16 protein-coding genes and 2 pseudogenes are annotated in these 18,020 nt (G+C 69.4%); 8 read left to right on the top strand and 10 right to left on the bottom strand.

Annotation, left to right across the window (positions count from 1 at the left end; genetic code table 11):
- Positions 1-240 precede the first annotated feature (240 nt).
- Both FCH28_RS24335 and FCH28_RS24330 read left to right on the top strand, forming a co-directional pair.
- Positions 241-1,884 (top strand): sigma-70 family RNA polymerase sigma factor, encoded by a 1,644-nt coding sequence (locus FCH28_RS24335; protein ID WP_169314241.1) that lies wholly within the window; start codon positions 241-243, stop codon positions 1,882-1,884.
- 140 nt (positions 1,885-2,024) lie between these two features.
- Positions 2,025-3,107, top strand: a complete 1,083-nt coding sequence (locus FCH28_RS24330; protein ID WP_136742260.1) for an RNA polymerase sigma factor — start codon at positions 2,025-2,027, stop codon at positions 3,105-3,107.
- On the opposite strand, the gene FCH28_RS24325 is transcribed toward FCH28_RS24330, so the two are convergent.
- Entirely contained in the window at positions 3,094-4,401 is a 1,308-nt protein-coding gene (locus tag FCH28_RS24325; protein WP_136742259.1) for an oxidoreductase, read from the bottom strand. The two genes, FCH28_RS24330 and FCH28_RS24325, sit on opposite strands and share 14 nt — an antisense overlap.
- A 616-nt stretch (positions 4,402-5,017) precedes the next feature.
- Between FCH28_RS24325 and FCH28_RS24320 the strand changes: the two genes are divergently transcribed.
- The 5 genes and pseudogenes from FCH28_RS24320 to FCH28_RS24295 all read left to right on the top strand — a co-directional run bounded on the left by FCH28_RS24320 (position 5,018) and on the right by FCH28_RS24295 (position 9,371).
- Complete coding sequence (locus FCH28_RS24320) at positions 5,018-5,560, top strand: PucR family transcriptional regulator (protein WP_169314240.1); 543 nt, start codon at positions 5,018-5,020, stop codon at positions 5,558-5,560.
- A gap of 430 nt (positions 5,561-5,990) precedes the next feature.
- Positions 5,991-6,566, top strand: coding sequence for a hypothetical protein (locus FCH28_RS24315; RefSeq protein WP_136742257.1), 576 nt, complete (start codon positions 5,991-5,993; stop codon positions 6,564-6,566).
- A 249-nt stretch (positions 6,567-6,815) separates the two neighbouring features.
- The gene (locus FCH28_RS24310; protein ID WP_136742256.1) at positions 6,816-7,184 is read left to right on the top strand and encodes a hypothetical protein; all 369 of its coding nucleotides are present in this window, start codon (positions 6,816-6,818) and stop codon (positions 7,182-7,184) included.
- A gap of 319 nt (positions 7,185-7,503) precedes the next feature.
- Positions 7,504-7,731: pseudogene (locus FCH28_RS24300) on the top strand (AMP-dependent synthetase); the annotation flags it as partial.
- Complete coding sequence (locus FCH28_RS24295) at positions 7,728-9,371, top strand: AMP-binding protein (protein ID WP_136742254.1); 1,644 nt, start codon at positions 7,728-7,730, stop codon at positions 9,369-9,371. The pseudogene FCH28_RS24300 and the gene FCH28_RS24295, both read left to right, overlap by 4 nt.
- Here the strand turns inward: FCH28_RS24295 and FCH28_RS24290 are convergent.
- Entirely contained in the window at positions 9,298-9,888 is a 591-nt protein-coding gene (locus tag FCH28_RS24290; RefSeq protein WP_136742253.1) for an NUDIX hydrolase, read from the bottom strand. The genes FCH28_RS24295 and FCH28_RS24290 overlap by 74 nt on opposite strands.
- 160 nt (positions 9,889-10,048) lie before the next feature.
- On the opposite strand from FCH28_RS24290, the gene FCH28_RS24285 reads away from it, so the two are divergent.
- Positions 10,049-11,086, top strand: a complete 1,038-nt coding sequence (locus FCH28_RS24285; RefSeq protein WP_136742252.1) for a hypothetical protein — start codon at positions 10,049-10,051, stop codon at positions 11,084-11,086.
- Positions 11,087-11,113: 27 nt separating this feature from the next.
- On the opposite strand, the gene FCH28_RS24280 is transcribed toward FCH28_RS24285, so the two are convergent.
- From FCH28_RS24280 to FCH28_RS24245, 8 genes and pseudogenes are all read right to left on the bottom strand, one after another.
- Complete coding sequence (locus FCH28_RS24280; protein WP_136742251.1) at positions 11,114-11,929, bottom strand: MBL fold metallo-hydrolase; 816 nt, start codon at positions 11,927-11,929, stop codon at positions 11,114-11,116.
- Complete coding sequence (locus FCH28_RS24275; protein ID WP_136742250.1) at positions 11,926-12,513, bottom strand: TetR/AcrR family transcriptional regulator; 588 nt, start codon at positions 12,511-12,513, stop codon at positions 11,926-11,928. Before FCH28_RS24275 ends, FCH28_RS24280 begins: the two co-directional genes overlap by 4 nt.
- Before the next feature lie 68 nt (positions 12,514-12,581).
- On the bottom strand, positions 12,582-12,956 hold the full coding sequence (locus tag FCH28_RS24270; RefSeq protein WP_136742249.1) for an MmcQ/YjbR family DNA-binding protein: 375 nt from the start codon (positions 12,954-12,956) through the stop codon (positions 12,582-12,584).
- Positions 12,957-13,087: 131 nt separating this feature from the next.
- Positions 13,088-13,600 (bottom strand): GNAT family N-acetyltransferase, encoded by a 513-nt coding sequence (locus FCH28_RS24265; protein WP_136742248.1) that lies wholly within the window; start codon positions 13,598-13,600, stop codon positions 13,088-13,090.
- 158 nt (positions 13,601-13,758) lie between these two features.
- Positions 13,759-14,499 (bottom strand): hypothetical protein, encoded by a 741-nt coding sequence (locus tag FCH28_RS24260; protein ID WP_136742247.1) that lies wholly within the window; start codon positions 14,497-14,499, stop codon positions 13,759-13,761.
- A 527-nt stretch (positions 14,500-15,026) separates the two neighbouring features.
- Positions 15,027-16,484: a catalase gene (locus FCH28_RS24255; protein WP_136742246.1), complete on the bottom strand. Its 1,458-nt coding sequence runs from the start codon at positions 16,482-16,484 to the stop codon at positions 15,027-15,029.
- A 197-nt stretch (positions 16,485-16,681) separates the two neighbouring features.
- Entirely contained in the window at positions 16,682-17,890 is a 1,209-nt protein-coding gene (locus FCH28_RS39755) for a thiamine pyrophosphate-binding protein (protein ID WP_136742245.1), read from the bottom strand.
- A gap of 4 nt (positions 17,891-17,894) precedes the next feature.
- Positions 17,895-18,020: pseudogene (locus FCH28_RS24245) on the bottom strand (2-hydroxy-3-oxopropionate reductase); the annotation flags it as partial.

The following is an 18,020-nucleotide window of genomic DNA, read 5'->3' as shown; positions in this document are numbered from 1 at the left end:
GGACCGTGGAACCTCTTTGTTGGGCCATCGTGGCGCGGTCCGTTGCTGGGCATCTTGGTGGCCCTGAGGCTGCCGCGCGGTGTGGATACCGGGCAGTAACCGTGATTGCCGTGAACTGCCCGAGGTTCCGCGCCCGTAGTTTTTTGCGCCGCACCCGTAGAACATCATCGAAATTGCTTCCGTGGGAATTCGAACATGGATCACAATGCCGATCCCCCCACAGGAAGGCGTGATTGTCGCGTGCCCGAAAACCCTGCAATCCCCCCGTCTGACGCCGAACTCATCGCAGAGATAAGGAAGTCAGAGTCCGACGCACCCGTAGATGAGCTCTATCGTCGGCACCGCTCCGCCGTTCTCGCCTATGCGCGTGCCTACTGCCGTGATCTGCACACCGCCGAGGACCTCACCTCGGAGGCATTCGTCCGCACCCTCCAGGCCGTACGGACCGGTGGCGGCCCGGAAGCCGCCTGGCGTCCGTATCTGCTCACGATTGTCCGACGCACCGCCGCCGACTGGGCCGGCACAGCCCGCCGTACGGAACTGTCGCCCGACTTCGAGCAATGGCTCGCCCATGTGCCCGACACCCCGGAGACGGAGAGCGGCGAGGAACGGATGCTGCGCCTGGAGGAAAACAGCCTCATATTGAGGGCGTTCCGCTCCCTGCCCGAGCGCTGGCAGACCGTTCTGTGGCACACGGCCGTCGAGGAGGAGCAGCTGTCGAAGGTCGGCGTCCTGCTCGGCATGAGCGCCAGCGCCGTCGGCTCGCTGGCGTCCCGCGCGCGGGAGGGGCTGCGTGAAGCCTACCTGGCCGTGCACGCCGAGAACGGTTCCGACAGCGACGAGTGCCGCCACTACAGCTCACTGCTCGGCGCCGCCGTACGCCGCGTCGGCCGCCGCACGAACAAGGACCTCGAAGGCCACCTCGCGGCGTGCGAACGCTGCCGCACCGCGTTGGCGGAACTCACCCGCCTCAACGAGCGGTTGCCCTCGGCCCTGCCTGCCGGTGTTTTGCTGTGGGGCGCCTCCGCGTATGTGGCGGCGCGCCTGGCTGGAGCAGCTGGGGCGCATGCCGGTACGGCGACCGCGTTCCGCGCGGCGGACGGCGCCGTCCCCTTCGATCACGGTACGGGGTGGTGGGCCACCGGGTCCCCGTTCTACTCGGGCGCCGTCGCCGGTTCCGTCGTCGTCGCTCTGGGGATCGCAGTCCTGGTCGTGCCGATGCCCTTCGGTGACAAGGGCAGGGTGCCGGTGCTCTCACCGCCGCCTCGTGCGGAGAGCCTGCCGCCCACCGTGGCCAAGACGCCGACCAGCACTCCCACGGTCACGCCTTCCCCGACCCGCTCCCCGTCACCGCGTCCGGCCGAACCTCCCCCCACCGTGTTGAAGGTGCCGGAGCCCTCGCCCACCGAGGCCGTCCTGGGATCCGCTCGATGGTCCGGCCGCCTCCGCAGCGCGCAGTACGGCGGGATGTGCATGGAGCCCGCCGGCAGGGCGGTCGTACAGACATCGTGTCGCGATGGAGGGGACCAGGTCTGGCAGCTGGTGTCGTTCCGGCAGGCCCAGCACGCCGGCTGGCTGCGCAGCGCCGCCACCGGCAAGTGCATCGACTACACCGGCCCCGTCGAAAGCACCGGCACCGCCCAGCAGATCCGGCCCACGATGGAGCCCTGCCGACCGAGCGGAAAAGGGCAGGTGTTCGACTTCGCCGGCAGGGGTGACGGCAGCTATTACGTGAAGACCCGGCGGGGCGGCGCTTGGGACCGTATGCAACTCGGCATGGAGCAATGGGCGTCGGGCGCACAGCCCGCGGAGGGGACTCCTGTCGTGGTCACGTACAACTACTACGACGAGGCGGCCCTCCGCTATCGGCCCGATTACCCGTGACCGACGAACCGGGCCCGTGCAAGTCCGCCAGCGCGCACGGGCCTTGTTGGCAAATCCCTGGCAAAGTCACGGGATGCTCGCCGCCGAACGCCGTCCTTCGTTGTGACCGACCCTGCACACAACACCCCTGGGGGGACTGGATGACTTTATCCGACGCTGCTCTGATCCAGGCGGTACGCAATGGACGGGCCGAACTCTTTGGGCACGTCTATCGCCGCCATTATGCCGCAGTGCAGGCGTATGCCTCACAATGCATGCCCGATCCTCTGCACGCTCATGAGCTGACCTCATATGTATTCACACAACTCCTGCAAAGGATGCTGGCTGGGGAGCCGTTCGTCGGACTCCGTCATTTGGGCTGTCTAAGGCGCCAATTGCTCGACAGTGTTCGTGCCACCGCGATACGGCGCCGGGAGTACGCGCCACTGTCGCCGGCATTCCGCGACTGGGTCGAGGGGGGATGCCAATGGCCCTGGGATGAGGACGTCCAGCTGGGAATCGCATTCCCGCGCCTCCCGACCGCGACGCAGTGCCTGCTATGGCACTGCGTGGTGGACCGGGACGATCTCGCGTTGACGGCCCGCATCACGGGCTTGTCCCGCAACGCCGTTCAGGGCAAGTGCCGCCAGGCCAAGGGCATGCTGCGTCAGGCCCGTACGGACTTGTATCTGGAACGCCTGGGGCGTCAGAACTGCGCAGAGGTGATCAAGCAGCTGGCCCTGCGCCCCGAGGCGCCCCCGGCGCAGGAGATCACGGCCCATCTTCGCGACTGTCCGGCCTGCCTGGGCGTGTACAAGGACCTCACCAGGCTCGATTCCCGGATGGAAGCGCAGTTGCCCGTACGGCTGTTGGGATGGTGGCCCGGCGAGAGCTATCTGAGCGCCAAGGCGACCATCCCGGTACCGCTGGATGATCCTCCGTTCCTCGCGCGGCTGATGGAGCGCGGCCGCTCCCGTACCGCCGCACAGCCTCCGGGTGCGCGCCGGGGCATGGCGGCCACCACTGCGGGAGGTCGCAGGAGTTGCGGAGTGGTGCCCTCGCATGTTCGTAGCCCCCGGACTTCGGGCGCGGTCGTCGGCTTCCTGGCCGGTGTCGTTGTGGGCTTGGGAACGCTGGCCGCTTGCGATCGCCAGGGGGAGATCGTCCCGCGGCCTCCACAGGAAGGGGTGTCGCGTGAGTCGGACAACCACTCGTTCGTGAGTGGGGAGACTATGCGCCCCTGAGTCGCTGCGGGCTCCCGGATTCCGGGGCAGAGATGGGCAGATGGCCATGAACGTGTCTGCCGCAACCCGCTCCGTGGAGGTGAGCGGCGAGGTCGCCGGAGAACACGGTGATCGCTGAATCGACGAACCGGTGTATCTGCCGGGTGTGTGAATACCTAGCAGGTGTGTCGAGCATTGCCAACGAGTGGCTGACGAGGTCCAGTGCCCCTTGTCCACCCACTGTCACCAGTCTGTTGAGGCCCCACATGAGATTGGCGACCTCCCGCACACAGCAAGTGCAGCGGTGTCCCTGTTTCTCCGTCAGCCAGTGGGCCACCCGGCTGACCTCTCCCAACGGGCAGGTGACTTCGGGCATGGTCAGGATCGTGCCGTCGCCGAATTGCGTACCGTGGGCTTGGCCATGGCCAAGAGAGTCCCTGGACACCAGGGTGTGGGAGGCGACTTCCGGGGAGAGCCAGCGGCCGCCATAACCGCCGACGAGCACACCCTGCCCAGCGCTCAGGGCGCAGAACCGCAAAAGATATCTCAGCGGCACGCCGGTGGGTGCTTCCACGATCCACGTATGCGCGAAATTCAGCAGCATGGTGCCCGGTTCCGACGGGAGTCCGGTTGACCCGAAGGCGCAGATTCCTCGTCGAGCCGCTACGGCGAGTTGGGCCATGGTCTCGGTGTTGGTAACGAGTGTGGGAGTAGGAGTCCTTGCCCTTTCCGGCCGCCGTCTGCTTTCCGGCCGCCGTCCGCTTTCCGGTCGAAGCTCATGTCCCGGTATGGCGGAATGAACGGCCTCGGGCGGCGAAGCGGACAGGCGTATCTCTTTGCCCCGCGACGTACGCTCCGCAATCGCCGACCGCAGGGCGTAGCGCGCATCCGCCGAGTCGGAGGTGATGACGATGTCCCTCGCGCCGATCGCCGTTGCGGCCAGTAGGGTTCCGTCCAGGACGAGGTGCGGTGTGCGCTGCAGGAGCGTGCGGTCTTTGGCGCCGTACAACCCGTCGGGATCGCCGCAGACCACTACCGATGTACGTCCCACGTGGGCAGCCGAATCCAGGACGCGCTGGAGCTCGTCGCCGAATCGTGAGCACCGGTGATCCCGCTCCCTCAGACCGATGCCCCGGCTGAGGAAGAGGAGTTCGTCCACGTGCAGGGGAGGAATTTTTCCATGCTCTGCCAGATGCATCTTGTGATTGAGGCGGATATGAGTATCCAGGCCTGCCAGGACATACGACGGCCCGAACGCGTGCGCCTCCAGTAGTTCATTCACCTGGCCTTCTCGCGGCGGATTGGTTCGGAACATGTGACCGCACCCCTCGAAGGGTCGGGGAGCTCGCGCGGAACTCTAACCCCTTCGTAGCGTCAGCGGGAGATTCTGTTGTTTCTTGATAAAGAGGGATTGCCTGGGCGTCTATCGCGGTGCATGTGAGTGACGGGGCGGCGGATCCGCCTTCAAGGTATCTCCGGGGCCACCTTCGACACTTGAGTCAAAAGATCGTAAAGCGTCGTGATGTGTGCTCTCGTGGGACGTCCTTCACACGCCGGATGGCCCCCGCTCCCAGTGGGGCGGCTGGTAGGGGGAGCAGCGAACATTCCGTTCTTTTCCTGGAGTTCACTTGAAATCGGAAAGCCTGTGTGATGCTCGGCAGAATTCCGAGCAGAACGACCGGTTGCGCGATGCGGCACGGCAGCGGCTCTTCGTAGGTCTGACGGGACCTCAACTACCTTCTCGCGCAGTGCTGAAGGCGCTGTGCGAGCAGGCTGAATGGCCGTTGCCCACGACCGTGCGAGCCGTGGCCTCGGCCGCGCTCTGGATGCCGCGGTGGCCTGGAACGGTGGGGCGGCGGCCGTTGGTATCTGTGGGCGGACAAGGGCTCTGCCTCCTCGTACCGGACCCGACCGCGCGTGCGGAAGCGGTGGTGGCAGCCGCCTTCGACGGCGTCGGCGCGGTGATGGGCCCGGTCGTGACCACCGAGGAAGCCGGCGCGTCCCTGCGCTGGGCTCTGAGCTTGTTGAACTTGCGGAGTGCTCGCGACGCGGCAGGCGTCATATTCGCCGAGAACCATCTCTCGACGCTGACCCTTCTGCACAATGAGTCCCTGGCCAAGGTGCTGGCCGACCGCCTCCTCCAACCGCTCGCCGCATTCACACCCCGGCAGCGCGAGCGTATAGAAGAGACACTTCTGGCCTGGCTGGAATGGGGCGGCGCCCCGGAGGTGGCAAAGTACCTGAGGATACATCCGCAGACAGTGCGCTACCGCATGCGTCAGATCGAGAAGATATTCGGGCAGAGCCTCCGGGAACCTGACATGCGGTTCAACCTCGAACTGGCGCTGCGGACCCGGCAACTCATGTCGGCTGCCCCGAGGGCACAACCTCTACACATACCCGGACGCCGGATGAGGGGTCCAGAGGCCGTGGCCGGAACGAGCGCACGAGAGGCACGGAAGAATGGACGCTGACCGTGAGAGCGCGGTCGTGGCCGAACTGGCATCGCGCTTGCGCTGGTTTCTGAACGAGAGGCCAAAGCGGGTCCCTGAGCCAGCCGCTGTCGGTCGCTCCGGCCCAGCTGCGGGCGACATCCTCTATTGGCTCTACAGGCTGGAGTCGGTGGCGCAACGCGCACGGTCCATGCGGGAATGCCGCTATCCCGGGGAAGCGCGCGGAGCTTCGGCATTCGGTTGTTCCAGACGGCTCGCAGAGGTGCTACGCCCGTGCGGAATAGGGGTGGACCATGGTCTTCGCCTTCTCCGTGAGGAGTTCAAACGCACGGCGCCCATGCTGCGTCGGTCCGGCCCCCAGCCAGGCAGGGGGCCACGTATCGGCATGGTGACATGGGCTCATATCGCGTGCAGCGTACGGGCGGAAGCGGCGATCTGTGCGGAGCGGGCAATGGCCGCCCGCGCCGGTGCTCGCGAGGCCGACGTGGCACAGCGCGCTGCCGAATCCGTCGCAGAACTGGCACGCCTTGCGGAGCAGCTCTTCCGTGATATGTCCCGGCTTCCCGGCTTCCGGGCCTGGCGTCCGTTGGCTGACCCTCTCTACCGTGCCTGGCTGGATGGCGCGCTGGCGCGCACCGTCGCGCCGCCTCCGTTGTTCAGAAATCGCCAGGACTTCTACGCCGCGTTCCCGCAGTTGGCCAGCGGTTGGGACGTCCTGGAGAAGGTGATGGCCCCCTCCGCATTCACGGACAATCTCCCGCTCGGGAGTCTGGAAAGGCAAGTAGAAGACCAGGACGGCTTGAAATGGGCTCTCATTGTGGCGGTTCCGAAAGACGGCGCAGACCCGCGCGAATGGAACGAGCCGAGCGCCGCTGTGGTGGCCGCTCGTGTTCCTCGCTGGTCGACAGACGCGTTGTGCTACGTGTTGGCCCACACGGTCGTCCCGCGCAAGGTCTTGCCTCGCCTTCGCGGCCCTCGGGCGTTCGACAGCCTTGAGGGCGTGGCTGCGGCACTCGCCATCGCGTAAGACGGGCCCCGGCCCCCTCCAGGAAGGCGGCACGACGCAGGCGTGGGCAGAGGTGAACGCTACGGGGAGAGGCGGGCGGAGGGGCGCACCGGAAAAGCGCCGAGCGGCGTGGGGTGAACGCGGATGCCGGCCCGTGCGCATTGCTGGAGGAACCCGATCGTCTGATGGCCGTGGCAGAGGACTGGATCGATTTGGGGCCAGTCGGGCCAGGCGGATTACGCCAGTCGCATCGCCGGCCTGGAGAAGCAGGTGGCCGCCCATGACGCCGCCATTTCCGCTGCCGTTGTCGTGGCTGCCAGGCAACCCGGTGCCGAGGCCGCCATCGAGCGAGCGGTCGCCACGCTCACCAAGGAGCGGGAGCACACCGTTCAGGTTCTGGAAGACGTCAAGTTGTGGCAGCAGGAAGCCGAGCATGCCGCGCAGCGAGGCCGTGATCTTCAGGACTTGGTTCAACTGGCTCGTCACCGGCTACGTCACATGGAGCCGGGTCAGCAGGCGGAGGTTCTGGACCTGTTGGAGATCCAGGTCACCATCCTGGGCGAGATCCCGAGGAAGACCCGGTGTGATGGCGGCGTCAGTGCGTGGTTCCGTGGTCGGGCGCGCCGCGTTCGCTTCTGACGGACGACGCTTGGGCGAAGGTCGCGCCGATCTTTGCGGGGGTGTAAGGGTAGGCGCCCCAAGGTCCCTCGGGGCACGCTGGATGCCATGCTGCACAAGGCGTGTACCGGTTGCCCCTGGAGAGATCTGTCATCTCCGCCCGGCAACCTTGCCGGTGTGTGGCAGTGCTTGGGTGAAGACGGGCTTCTGGGAGCGGCTCATGGACGCACTGACCGGCATGCCGGGGGAGTTGCTCCCGGATGGCGGAGTGACGCTGCCGCCCCTGGAAGTTCGAGGGCGGGTGGACCCCCGGCTCATGCTGAGCAGAGATCCGCTAAGCCCCAAGCTGCATGTCGTGCCGGCCGTCGGTTGGGAGCCGGGCCCGGGAACCGCCAAGATGCTCTTCGAGCACTCCCGTGAAGTGCTGGCCCTTTACAAGCGCATTCGGCGGCTGGAGTTCGCCGAGCTGCCCAAGACCGTCTCCGGCAAGATCCGCCGTATCGAGCTGCGCGAGCGCACCGCGCAGGGCGACGGCGGTGCCGAGTACTGGGAGGAGAACCACCGATGAGCCAGCCGCAGAAAGAGCTGTCATACGCGAGCGGGGTGGCCGAGCGGCCGCTGCTCGGGCACACCATCGGCGCCGATCTGGCCCGCACCATCGCCCGGTTCGGCGACCGCGAGGCGCTGGTCGAGGTGGCCGGCGGCCGCCGCTGGACCTATACGGAACTGGGCCGTGCGGTGGACGAGGTGGCGCTCGGCCTGCTCGCCAAGGGAGTCGGCAAGGGCGACCGGGTCGGCATCTGGGCGCCCAACTGCGCCGAATGGGTACTCGTCCAGTACGCCACCGCCAAGATCGGCGCCATCCTCGTCAACGTCAACCCCGCTTATCGGGTACACGAATTGGCGTATGTGCTCCAGCAGGCCGGCATCACCGTGCTGGTCTCCGCGGTCCACCACAAGACCAGCGACTACCGGCGGATGATCGAACAGGTACGGGCCGACTGCCCGGCGCTGCGCGACGTCGTCTACATCGGCGACCGGACCTGGGGCGGACTGCTGGCCGCCGGCGCCGCCGTGCCGACCTCCCGGCTCGCCGAGTGCGAGAAGACGCTGACCGCCGACGACCCGGTCAACATCCAGTACACGTCCGGGACGACCGGCTTCCCCAAGGGCGCCACCCTCTCCCACCACAACATCCTCAACAACGGCTACTGGGTGGGCGAGACCGTCGGCTACACCGAACACGACCGGGTGTGCCTTCCGGTGCCCTTCTACCACTGCTTCGGCATGGTCATGGGCAACCTCGGCGCCACCTCGCACGGCGCCTGCATCGTCATCCCGGCGCCCGCCTTCGACGCCGCCACCACCCTCCAGGCGGTCCAGGACGAGCGCTGCACCTCGCTTTACGGCGTCCCCACCATGTTCATCGCCGAACTCAACCACCCGGACTTCGCCGACTACGACCTCTCCTCCCTCCGTACCGGCATCATGGCGGGCTCGCCCTGCCCCGAAGAGGTCATGAAGCGGGTGGTCGCCGAGATGCACATGGCCGAGGTGTCCATCTGCTACGGCATGACCGAGACCTCCCCCGTCTCCACACAGACCCGCCGTGACGACGACCTGGAGCACCGCACCGCGACCGTCGGACGGGTCCTCCCGCACATCGAGGTGAAGGTCGTCGACCCGACGACCGGGGTGACCGTGCCGCGCGGCACACCGGGCGAGCTCTGCACCCGCGGCTACAGCGTGATGCTCGGCTACTGGGAGGAGCCGGAGCGCACCGCCGAGGCCGTCGACGCCGCCCGCTGGATGCACACCGGTGATCTGGCCGTCATGAACGACGACGGCTACATCCGGATCGTCGGCCGCATCAAGGACATGATCATCAGGGGTGGTGAGAACGTCTACCCGCGCGAGATCGAGGAGTTCCTCTACTCCCACCCCAAGATCGCGGACGTCCAGGTCGTCGGCGTCCCGGACGAGAAATACGGCGAGGAGATCGCCGCCTGCGTCATCCTCCGCGATCCCCAAGTCCCGCTGACTCGTGATGAGTTGGCCCGCTACTGCCGCTCCCGGCTCGCCCACTTCAAGGTGCCGCGCTATCTCGACATCCTCGACGCCTTCCCGATGACGGTCAGCGGCAAGGTCCGCAAGGTCGAACTGCGGGAGCGCCTGGCGAAGGAGCTGGGGCGGATGGCGCGGACGTAGGCGGAACGTGGCCGAGCTCGACCGGGGGTGGGAAGGGGCCGTCCGGGCCGCGCAGTGGTGCGAGCAGGGCGGGTAGTTGGGGCGGCCAGAGAGCATCAGCGGAGCCGGCCAGGTCCGCCGGGCTCCACCAGCGCCAGTGCAGGATCCTGTCGTCGGCGTGCGCGGCCGCCACGCCGTCGGCCGGGTCCCGGCGCGGCCCGTAGGCGAGATAGATGTGCTCGTGCTGGCGCACGGGCACGCCGATGGGGGTCCCCCCTGCTCGAGCGGAGCCGAGAGCTTGGGGGATGGTGAAGTCGTGCTCCCAGGTGCACAGCAGCGGGCCCGGCTCCAGATCGGTCCAGCCGGTCTCCTCGCGCAGTTCGCGCCGGGCCCCCGCGCGCGGCGTCTCCCCGGGGTCCAGGCCGCCGCCGGGCATCGCCCAGTGCACGCCGACCTCTTCGTTGTCGTACCGGAAGAGGAAGACCGCGCCGTCGGGATCGAGTACGGCAATGCGCGCTGCCCGCCGAGGTGTTCGCATCGAGGCAGCGTACGCCGCCGCTCCGGCGCAGCGGCGGCGGGGCGGCGGGCTCGATTGTCAGACCCGCAAGGCAGGATGGAAGGCGGTGGACGATCGGCCGGGAAACGCCTGGCCGGGAAAGGCCGGGCGGGGAAGCGCCCGGCAGGAAGCGGGGGACGCAATGGCTGAGACGATCGCGGAGCTGGCCGGCCGGCTCATCGGCTCGGACGCCGGCGGCTGGTCGCAGGACGGGGCGCGGGCGCTGGTCGCCGGGCTCGGCTGGAGCTGGACGGACACCGCCGCGGGGCCGGTCATCGGCACCGGGCGGGCCACGGGAGAGGCGCGGCTGCGTCCGGTCGGCTCGATGGAGCAGCGCTACGCCGGCGGCGAGGCGTATGTCGAACTCGCCGTGCCGGTGGGGCCCGCGGAGCCGGACGCGGCCAGTCAGGCGGCCGCTTTCCGGGCGGCGCGGGAGGAGCTGACCGCCGCGCTGGGCGAGGCGTCCGTCATCGGTGTCTACGGCGATGTCGGGCCGTTCTACGACTCCGGGCAGCTGTGGGGGAGCCCGTACCTGCGCTGGCGCGACCGGCCCAGCATGCTGGAGCTGCGCGCCGGCAGGACCGGCCCCGAGCTGATCCTGCAGCCCAGCGACCCGGTGGAGAACTGCTTCTGGCGCCAGGGCGTCGGCGAGGAGTACTCCATCACCGGCTTCTTCGGCAGCCGCAACGACACGTCCAACGTCGGCCTCGGCTTCCCCGGCGGCTGGTATGCGCGCAGCTGGGAGACGGTGACCGGCGCGCTCGCCGACTTCCTGGACACCCTGCCGGCCGAGATGGCCGCGCTCGGCACGTCCGTGTCGATGCCGTTCTACGGGCAACTGGCCAAGGGCGGCGCCCCGATCCTCTTCGGTGTGAACTGCGGCGAGCGGCTCTCGCTCTGCTGCTTCGATGAGGACATCGACGGGGCGGCCCTGGGGTGGGGGACCGTCGCCGAGCACCCCGCGACTCGGTCGGCGTGGCCGGAGGACGACGACCCGCGGTGGCGGTTCGACGCCGGCGGCCCCGGTGAGCCGTCGGGCCGGGCGCTCGCCGAGATGCTGGTGGCGAGCGCCCGTGCGGTGGGCGTGGCGACGCCCGCCGACCTGGTACTCGGCGGTGAGGCCGAGTACCTGGGCCCGTACCACGTCACCTTCTACGGCCTGGGACTCAAGACCGGCTGAGTGCGGCGGCCGGCGCGCGGTGGCTCCTCAGGCACCGGTGAAGCTGCGGTAGGTCCAGGGGTCGTGGGCGTTGAGCACCCTGATCCGCTCCTCGCCGGCGCCGCCCGTGGCGGCCTCCCGCAGCCGCGCCTGGTTGGCGATCCGCAGACTCTCGTCCACTTGGGCGCTCAACTGGACGACGTCCAGCAGCGGATGCGAGTGCGCAGCGTCGACGGCGATCTCCTGGTGGTAGAAGTACGCGTCCCCCGCGTGCAGCAGCCACTGCTCGCCGTCCCGGACCGTGATTCCGGCGTGCCCGGCGCTGTGGCCGCCCAGCGGAACCAGGCGCAAGTCGGCCTGTACGCCGGTGAGTTGGCGTACTCCGGCGAAGCCGGCCCACTCGTCGCCCGTGCCGTCCGGCGGGTAGGTCTCCCAGCGCGGGCCGTGCGCCCAGTGCGCGGGGCGGTAGCGGCGGCTGGGCGCCTCCTTCAGTGCGGCCTGCAGCTCGGCCTCCATGACATGCACCCGTGCCTCGGGGAAGTCCGGGAGCCCGCCGCAGTGGTCCACGTCCAGATGGGTCAACGCGATATGCCGTACGTCCGAGGCCGTGTAACCCAGCTGCTCGATCTGCCGCAGGGCCGTCTCGGCGGGCCGCAGTTCGGGCTGGGCCAGCTCCACCCACTCCGGGGCGAGGGAGTCCTGCGGCCGTTGCACGTCGTCCGTACCGAGCCCGGTCTCGATCAGCACCAGCCCGTCCCGCTCCGTCTCCACCAGCAGGCAGTGGCAGACGGCGTTCAGCGGCGGCGGCCCGTCGTAGGTGGCGTCGAGCTTCATCATGGAACCGCAGTTGAGGTGGTGGATCATTTCTGGCCGGCTTCCTGTGCGGCGATCGCGCCGATGCGGCGGGCGACCGAATGGACAACGGTGGAGTCGCGGCGTACCCGCGCCAGCAGCAACGCCCCTTGCAGGGAGGACATCGCCAGATCGGCCAGTTCCCTGGCCTCCTGTTCGGCCATGCCCCAGCCGCGCAGCCGCTCGGTCAGCCCCAGTAGCCAGAGTTCGTAGGTCCCTTGGCAGGCGTCGTGGATCGGCCCCGCGTCCCCGGCCTCCTCCAGTGCGACGGTCGCGACCGGGCAGCCGTCGCGGTAGTCGGAGTTCTCCAGCCCCTGGGCCAGCAGCGCGCCGAGCGCGGTGATCGCATCGGCCGGACCGGCCGCCCCAGCCAGTGCCGCGGCCATCCGCTCGCCCATCTCGGCGCCGGCCTGTGCCATCGCCTCCGCGGCCAACTGCTCCTTCCCCTGCGGGAAGTGGAAATACAGCGAGCCCTTGGGGGCTCCGCTCTCGGTCAGAACCTGAGTGAGGCCCGTCGCGCCATAGCCCTGCCGCTGAAAGAGATCGGCGGCGGTGCGCAGGATCCGGGCGCGGGTTTCTCCGCGTGATTGCGCCATGCCCCGAACACTAAACCGACCGGTCTAGAGAGGTCAAGCGGCGGCGAGCCGGGGGGAGTTCGGGCCGGTCAGCGCTCTCCCGGCCAGTCGAGGAGGAGGCGCTGGGCGCGCGGGAGCGAGGCGACGACGAGGTCGTAGGAGTCCTCGATCATGTCCAGGATCAGCTGGTCCGGAAGGTCGCCGTCCAGGGAAACGGTGTTCCAGTGCCGCTTGTTGAGGTGGTAGCCGGGCACCACCTCCGGGTGCGCGGCACGCAGCCGCTCGGCCAACTCGGGATCGCATTTGAGGCTCACGGTGAGTGGCACTGCCTCCAGCGTCGTCAGCGCGAAGATCTTGCCGCCGACCTTGAAGGTCGACACGTCGGGGTGGCGGGGGAAGGGGAATTCCTCGGTCGCGCCGTTGAACTCCAGGCAGGCGGACCGCAGGGCGTTCGCGTCGATCATCTGTTCATTATGGCGCGCGGGAGTTGCTTGACCTGACTGTCCGTCATGTGGCGACGGGGGTGTCGACGAAACGGCTGGCAGGGAACACGCCGGTGGCCACGGGGCGGGACACCGCCGTCACGAGGCGTCCGTCACCGCGCCACGCCACGCCGCATACAGACCCGCGGCCACCGGTCCAGGCCCAGCGCCGCCTCCCGGGCACGGATGGCCCGCAGCCCGGGGGTGAGTTCCCCGTCGCCGAGCACCCGGAAGCCGATCCGGGCGTAGTACGGCGCGTTCCACGGCACGTCGGTGAAGGTGGTCAGGGTCAGCGCCCCCAGCCCGCTGTCCTGGCCCGCGCGGTCGATGAGGGCCCGGCCGATGCCGCGGTGGGCGTGGTCGGGGTGTACCGAAACCTGCTCGACATGGGCGCATCCGTCGACCGGTTCCCACAGCAGATATCCGACCGGCTGCCCGGACCCGTCCTCGGTGTCGTACGCGGCCAGTGCCCGGCCGACCCGCTGATATCGCGTCAACTCGGCCGTCGAGGGCGGCTCGTCGTCCGCGATCGCCGCCATCCCGAGGGCGCGGAAGGGCTCTCCGGCGGCCCGCTCGATGCCGCGCAGCGCGGGCAGTTCGGCGAGGGACGGGGCATGGATGATCATCCGGTCAGTGTCGCCGGTTCCGCTCCGAACGGCGACTGGTTTTGGCCGGCGGCCGCGGCGCCGTCCAGGCATGGCTCGCGCGACGGGGTGCGGAGCGCCCGTAGCACCGCCGTGTCCGCCCCGGCCAGAGCGCGCTCAGCGCAGCGCGCCGCCCCGCGTCACCGCTTCTGCGCGCCGTACTTGATCAGTTCGTCGGCGGGGTCGTTGACCGGCTGCGGGGTGCCGGTGAGGTCCATGACGAACAGCGGTATGTGCAGCTCGTCGGCGCGGGAGCGGGCGTCGCGGGCGTAGCCGGCGAGGGAGAAGAAGACCGCGATGGCGGATTCGTTGAGGCCGTTGAGCCAGACGCACTCGACCTCGCGGAGTTTGGTCGACCGGGTGGTGGGGTCGACCTGGGCAACCACCCCGGTGCCGCGCAGATCCACGCCGGAGGCGGTCCGCTCCTGGGTCCGGGCGACATCGGTGTAGCCCAGCCACTTCAGATACTGCGCGGCGGCGGTGACGCAGTCGCGGGCGGTACGGATGGTGACCGGGCGGAACGCGGGCCGCAGCACGGTGGGCGGCGCGCCCATGGCCGGCACCGGCCGGGACTTGCCGCGCGGCCCGAGGGACGGGAAGCTCGGCGGCGGCGAACTGGGCGCGGGCACGACGGGGACGCGGACGACCGTGCCGCAGGCACAGCCGGACTCCGGCGCCGGCCATTCGTCCTGGCGGCCGCAGACTTCGCAGCGCACCGCCACCCAGGACGCCTGCCAGGTGCGGTGCACTATCTCGACCGGCACCCCGCCGCGCAGCACGGGCATGGTCAGCGGGGCACCGCACGCGCACGGAAAGGTGGGCGGCGTGAAGGCGTTCTCGCGGCGGCACGTGGGGCACCGCACCGGCACGCTGTCGGCCATGGTCGGCTCCTGGCAGTAGGTCGGCAGAGGCAGACAGGACGGCACTGCTGCTGTCGTCCAGCATCTCTCCAAAACCTGGCGACGGGGGCCGAATTCCGTCGCGAGCCGCAGGTCGGGCGAGAAAACCGGGGGAGCGCGGCGCATACGGGGGCGCAACGCGGCGCACACGGGGGACACGAGCGGCGCACACCGGTACCGCCGGCGCGCGGGTCTGGCGCACGCAGGGCCCGGATTCCGTGACCGTACGGATTCCGGGCCCTGCGTGAGTGGTTCCCGTCCGGCAGCGCGAGGGATGGGCGCGACGGGACATCGCACCACCGGACGGAGCTCGTGGAGAGGGGCGGATGGAACTACTGGAGGAGGCGGGCTCCGCGGCGGGGGAGAGGCTCGACCTTCCCTATCGGACGAGCACTCCACCGCACTGGTTTCTCCCCGGATACCGCGGAGCTCCGCACAACCTCTCCCGTACCGGCCGACCACCCCTCAACGGGCCGGCCGGTACGGGCGCGCAAGGCGCTGACCTCCCGTCAGTCCTCGCGCAGCTCGCGGACCCGGGCCTCGACGCGCTTGCCGTAGTCCTGGTCGGCAGCGTGGAAGTGGGCCAGGTTCTTCTCGATCACATCGTCGCGGCTGACCTGGGACAGGCCGCCGGCGATGTTGTCGACCAGGCGCTTCTTCTCGTCCTCGGACATCAGTCGGTAGAGCTCACCGGCCTGGAAGAAGTCGTCGTCCTTGGAGTGCGCCGGCGCCTCGTGCGTGCCGACGTAGCCGGAGACGGCGAGCGGCGCGGAGAGCGGCTCGTTCGTCTGCACCGGGCCGCTGTACGAGTTGGGCTCGTAGTTCTTGGCGTAGCGGTCGTAGCCGTTGCTCGCCATGAGGCCGTCCCGGCCGTAGTTGTTGGCCTTCGTCGCCTTCGGGGCGTTCACCGGCAGCTGGGTGTGGTTGACGCCCAGGCGGTAGCGGTGCGCGTCGGCGTAGGCGAACAGCCGGCCCTGGAGCATCTTGTCCGGGGACGGGCCGATGCCGGGCACGAAGTTGTTCGGCGAGAAGGCGGACTGCTCGACCTCGGCGAAGACGTTGTCCGGGTTGCGGTCCAGGACCAGCCGGCCGACGCGCTGGAGCGGGTAGTCGCTGTGCGGCCACACCTTCGTCAGGTCGAACGGGTTGAAGCGGTAGTCCGCCGCCTCGGCCGCCGGCATGATCTGCACGTACAGGGTCCAGGAGGGGTACACGCCCCGCTCGATGGACTGCAGCAGGTCGGTCTGGTGGCTGTTGGGGTCCTTGCCCGCCAGCTCGGCGCCCTGCTCGCTGCTCAGGCAGCGGATGCCCTGGTTGGTCTTGAAGTGGTACTTGACGAAGAAGGCCTCGCCCTGGGCGTTCGTCCACTGGTAGGTGTGCGAGCCGTAGCCGTTCATGTGGCGGTAGGAGGCCGGGATGCCGCGGTCGCCCATGAGCCAGGTGATCTGGTGGGTGGCCTCGGGGGCGTGTGCCCAGAAGTCCCAGACGTTGTCCGGCTCCTGCTTGCCCGTGAACGGGTCGCGCTTCTGCGAGTGGATGAAGTCGGGGAACTTGATCGGGTCCTTGATGAAGAACACCGGGGTGTTGTTGCCGACGAGGTCGTAGTTGCCCTCTTCGGTGTAGAACTTCAGGGCGAAGCCGCGCGGGTCGCGGGCCGCGTCCGGGCCGCCGAGGTTGTCGGCGACGGTCGAGAAGCGGAGGAACGTCTCGGTTCGCTTGCCGACGGTGCTCAGGAAGTCGGCGCGGGTGAACCCGGTGACGTCGTCGGTCACCTCGAAGTAGCCGTACGCGCCGGAGCCACGGGCGTGCACGACGCGCTCCGGGATGCGCTCGCGGTTGAAGCGCGCGAGCTTCTCCAGCAGGTGCTGGTCCTGGAGGATGATCGGGCCGCCGACGCCGGCGGTGGAGGAGTTCTGGTTGTCGGCGACCGGGGCGCCGGACTCGGTCGTCAGCGTGGGCTTCGACATGGTGACCTTCCGTACGAGAGCGCGGAAGTTGGCTTCCGCATGTCGGAGCGTAAGAACAGCTCCGACCAAACGTCAACAGTTTGTTGAAAACAAAGCTGGGTGGTGTTCCGGACGGCGACCGCGCCTGGGCGCGACAGGACAGGTGTCAGCGCAGCCGCCGCCCGGAAACTCGGGGGTTCCGGGATCCGGGTGAAGACCTAGATCCCGAGGACGGACCCGCGCGGTGAGCCGAGGGGCGGGCCGCCAGGAGCCGGCACCGCGCACTCGGCCCGGACCTCTACGAGGACCGGCCGCCGCGTGGAGACGGCTTCCTTACGGGCCCACTCGACCGCCGAGCGGAGTTCCGCCGGGTCGACGACATCACGGCCGGCGCAGCCGTACGCCTCCACGAGCTTCACGCGGTCCGTGAAGTCGTCGAAGCCGTCGTCGCGGTGGTTCTGGGTGAGCATGATCAGTACGAACGGCACGCCATACTGCGCGGCGACCGCCAGTTCCTCGGCCATGAACGCGAAGCCCCGGCCGTCGATGACCGCGATGACCTCCGACGTCCGCTCGCCCCGGGAGTCCAGGGCCTTGCGTACGCCGACCGCGGCCGGCAGCTCCCAGCCCGGCGGGCCGGTCCTGCCGTGGACCCGGTGCCGGCGGGATTCCCCGACCGCGCCGGCATACGGGCCCGTCGAGCTGGTGACGAGGTACGGGCCGGTGCCCGCACCCGTCGCGGCGCCGAAGATCGCCTTGATCTCGTCGAGGACCCAGCGAGCCGCTCCGACCTGGCCGCCCGCCGGGGCCGCCTCGTCCGCCGCGACGGGTGGCCGTACGGTTCCGGCCTGCGAGGACCGGAAGCCGGAGGCGGGCACCAGCCCGGCCTCGTACCCGATCTCCGCCGCGGCCAGATCCGCCGGGACATCGATCAGCACCGGCCCAGGACGCCCCTCCCGCGCGATCCGGAACGCCTCGCGAAAGGCCCCCGGAATCCGCGCCGGATCCTCGATCCGCTCGGCCCGCTTGGTGACCGGACCGGCGAGCCGGATCAGATCCGGCGGCCGCCCGGCCTCCTGGCGGAGCGCACCGGACGCCCGTCGCCCGGACCCCTCCCGGCCGGTGATGCACACCAGCGGGACGGCGTCCTGCCGGGCCGCGTACAGCCCGGTGATCAGACGCGCCGCGCCCGGACCCGCGGCCACCGCCGCGACGCCCGCGTTCCCGCTCGTACGGGCATAGCCGTCAGCCATGTGCGCGGCACCCTCTTCGTGGGGCACCGACAGATGCTCGATACCGCCGACCTCCTCCATCGCCGCGTACAGCGGGAGGAGCGCGGCACCGGGGCAGCCGAAGGCGATATCGACGCCCTCGTCCTTCATGATCTGAACGGCCGCCTGTATGGCGGGCACGCGCTGCGCCGCCACGGACTCAGCTTTCGGTGGTGGTTCCGGAGAGGCGTTCCACGCCGCGCAGGAGGGCGGAGTGGTCGAGGCCGCCGTCGCCTTGTGCGCGCAGGGAGGCGACGAGGCCGGCGACGACGGCGCCGACGGGCAG

The sequence above is a fragment of the Streptomyces piniterrae genome (assembly GCF_005048155.1).
Taxonomy (GTDB): Bacteria; Actinomycetota; Actinomycetes; order Streptomycetales; family Streptomycetaceae; genus Streptomyces; species Streptomyces piniterrae.
Note: the sequence above shows the minus strand (reverse complement) of the source record. Positions and strands in the feature narration are given on the sequence as shown.

Excerpts from the sequence above, each read along its gene's own strand:
- FCH28_RS24270 (WP_136742249.1), bottom strand. The coding sequence starts at position 12,956 with ATGATCGACGCGAACGCCCTGCGGTCCGCCTGCCTGGAGTTCAACGGC.
- FCH28_RS24325 (WP_136742259.1), bottom strand. The coding sequence starts at position 4,401 with ATGTTCCGAACCAATCCGCCGCGAGAAGGCCAGGTGAATGAACTACTG.
- FCH28_RS24295 (WP_136742254.1), top strand. The coding sequence starts at position 7,728 with ATGAGCCAGCCGCAGAAAGAGCTGTCATACGCGAGCGGGGTGGCCGAG.
- FCH28_RS24290 (WP_136742253.1), bottom strand. The coding sequence starts at position 9,888 with ATGCGAACACCTCGGCGGGCAGCGCGCATTGCCGTACTCGATCCCGAC.
- FCH28_RS24280 (WP_136742251.1), bottom strand. The coding sequence starts at position 11,929 with ATGATCCACCACCTCAACTGCGGTTCCATGATGAAGCTCGACGCCACC.
- FCH28_RS24255 (WP_136742246.1), bottom strand. The coding sequence starts at position 16,484 with ATGTCGAAGCCCACGCTGACGACCGAGTCCGGCGCCCCGGTCGCCGAC.
- FCH28_RS24265 (WP_136742248.1), bottom strand. The coding sequence starts at position 13,600 with ATGATCATCCATGCCCCGTCCCTCGCCGAACTGCCCGCGCTGCGCGGC.
- FCH28_RS24315 (WP_136742257.1), top strand. The coding sequence starts at position 5,991 with ATGGCCGCCCGCGCCGGTGCTCGCGAGGCCGACGTGGCACAGCGCGCT.
- FCH28_RS24260 (WP_136742247.1), bottom strand. The coding sequence starts at position 14,499 with ATGGCCGACAGCGTGCCGGTGCGGTGCCCCACGTGCCGCCGCGAGAAC.
- FCH28_RS24330 (WP_136742260.1), top strand. The coding sequence starts at position 2,025 with ATGACTTTATCCGACGCTGCTCTGATCCAGGCGGTACGCAATGGACGG.
- FCH28_RS24275 (WP_136742250.1), bottom strand. The coding sequence starts at position 12,513 with ATGGCGCAATCACGCGGAGAAACCCGCGCCCGGATCCTGCGCACCGCC.
- FCH28_RS24285 (WP_136742252.1), top strand. The coding sequence starts at position 10,049 with ATGGCTGAGACGATCGCGGAGCTGGCCGGCCGGCTCATCGGCTCGGAC.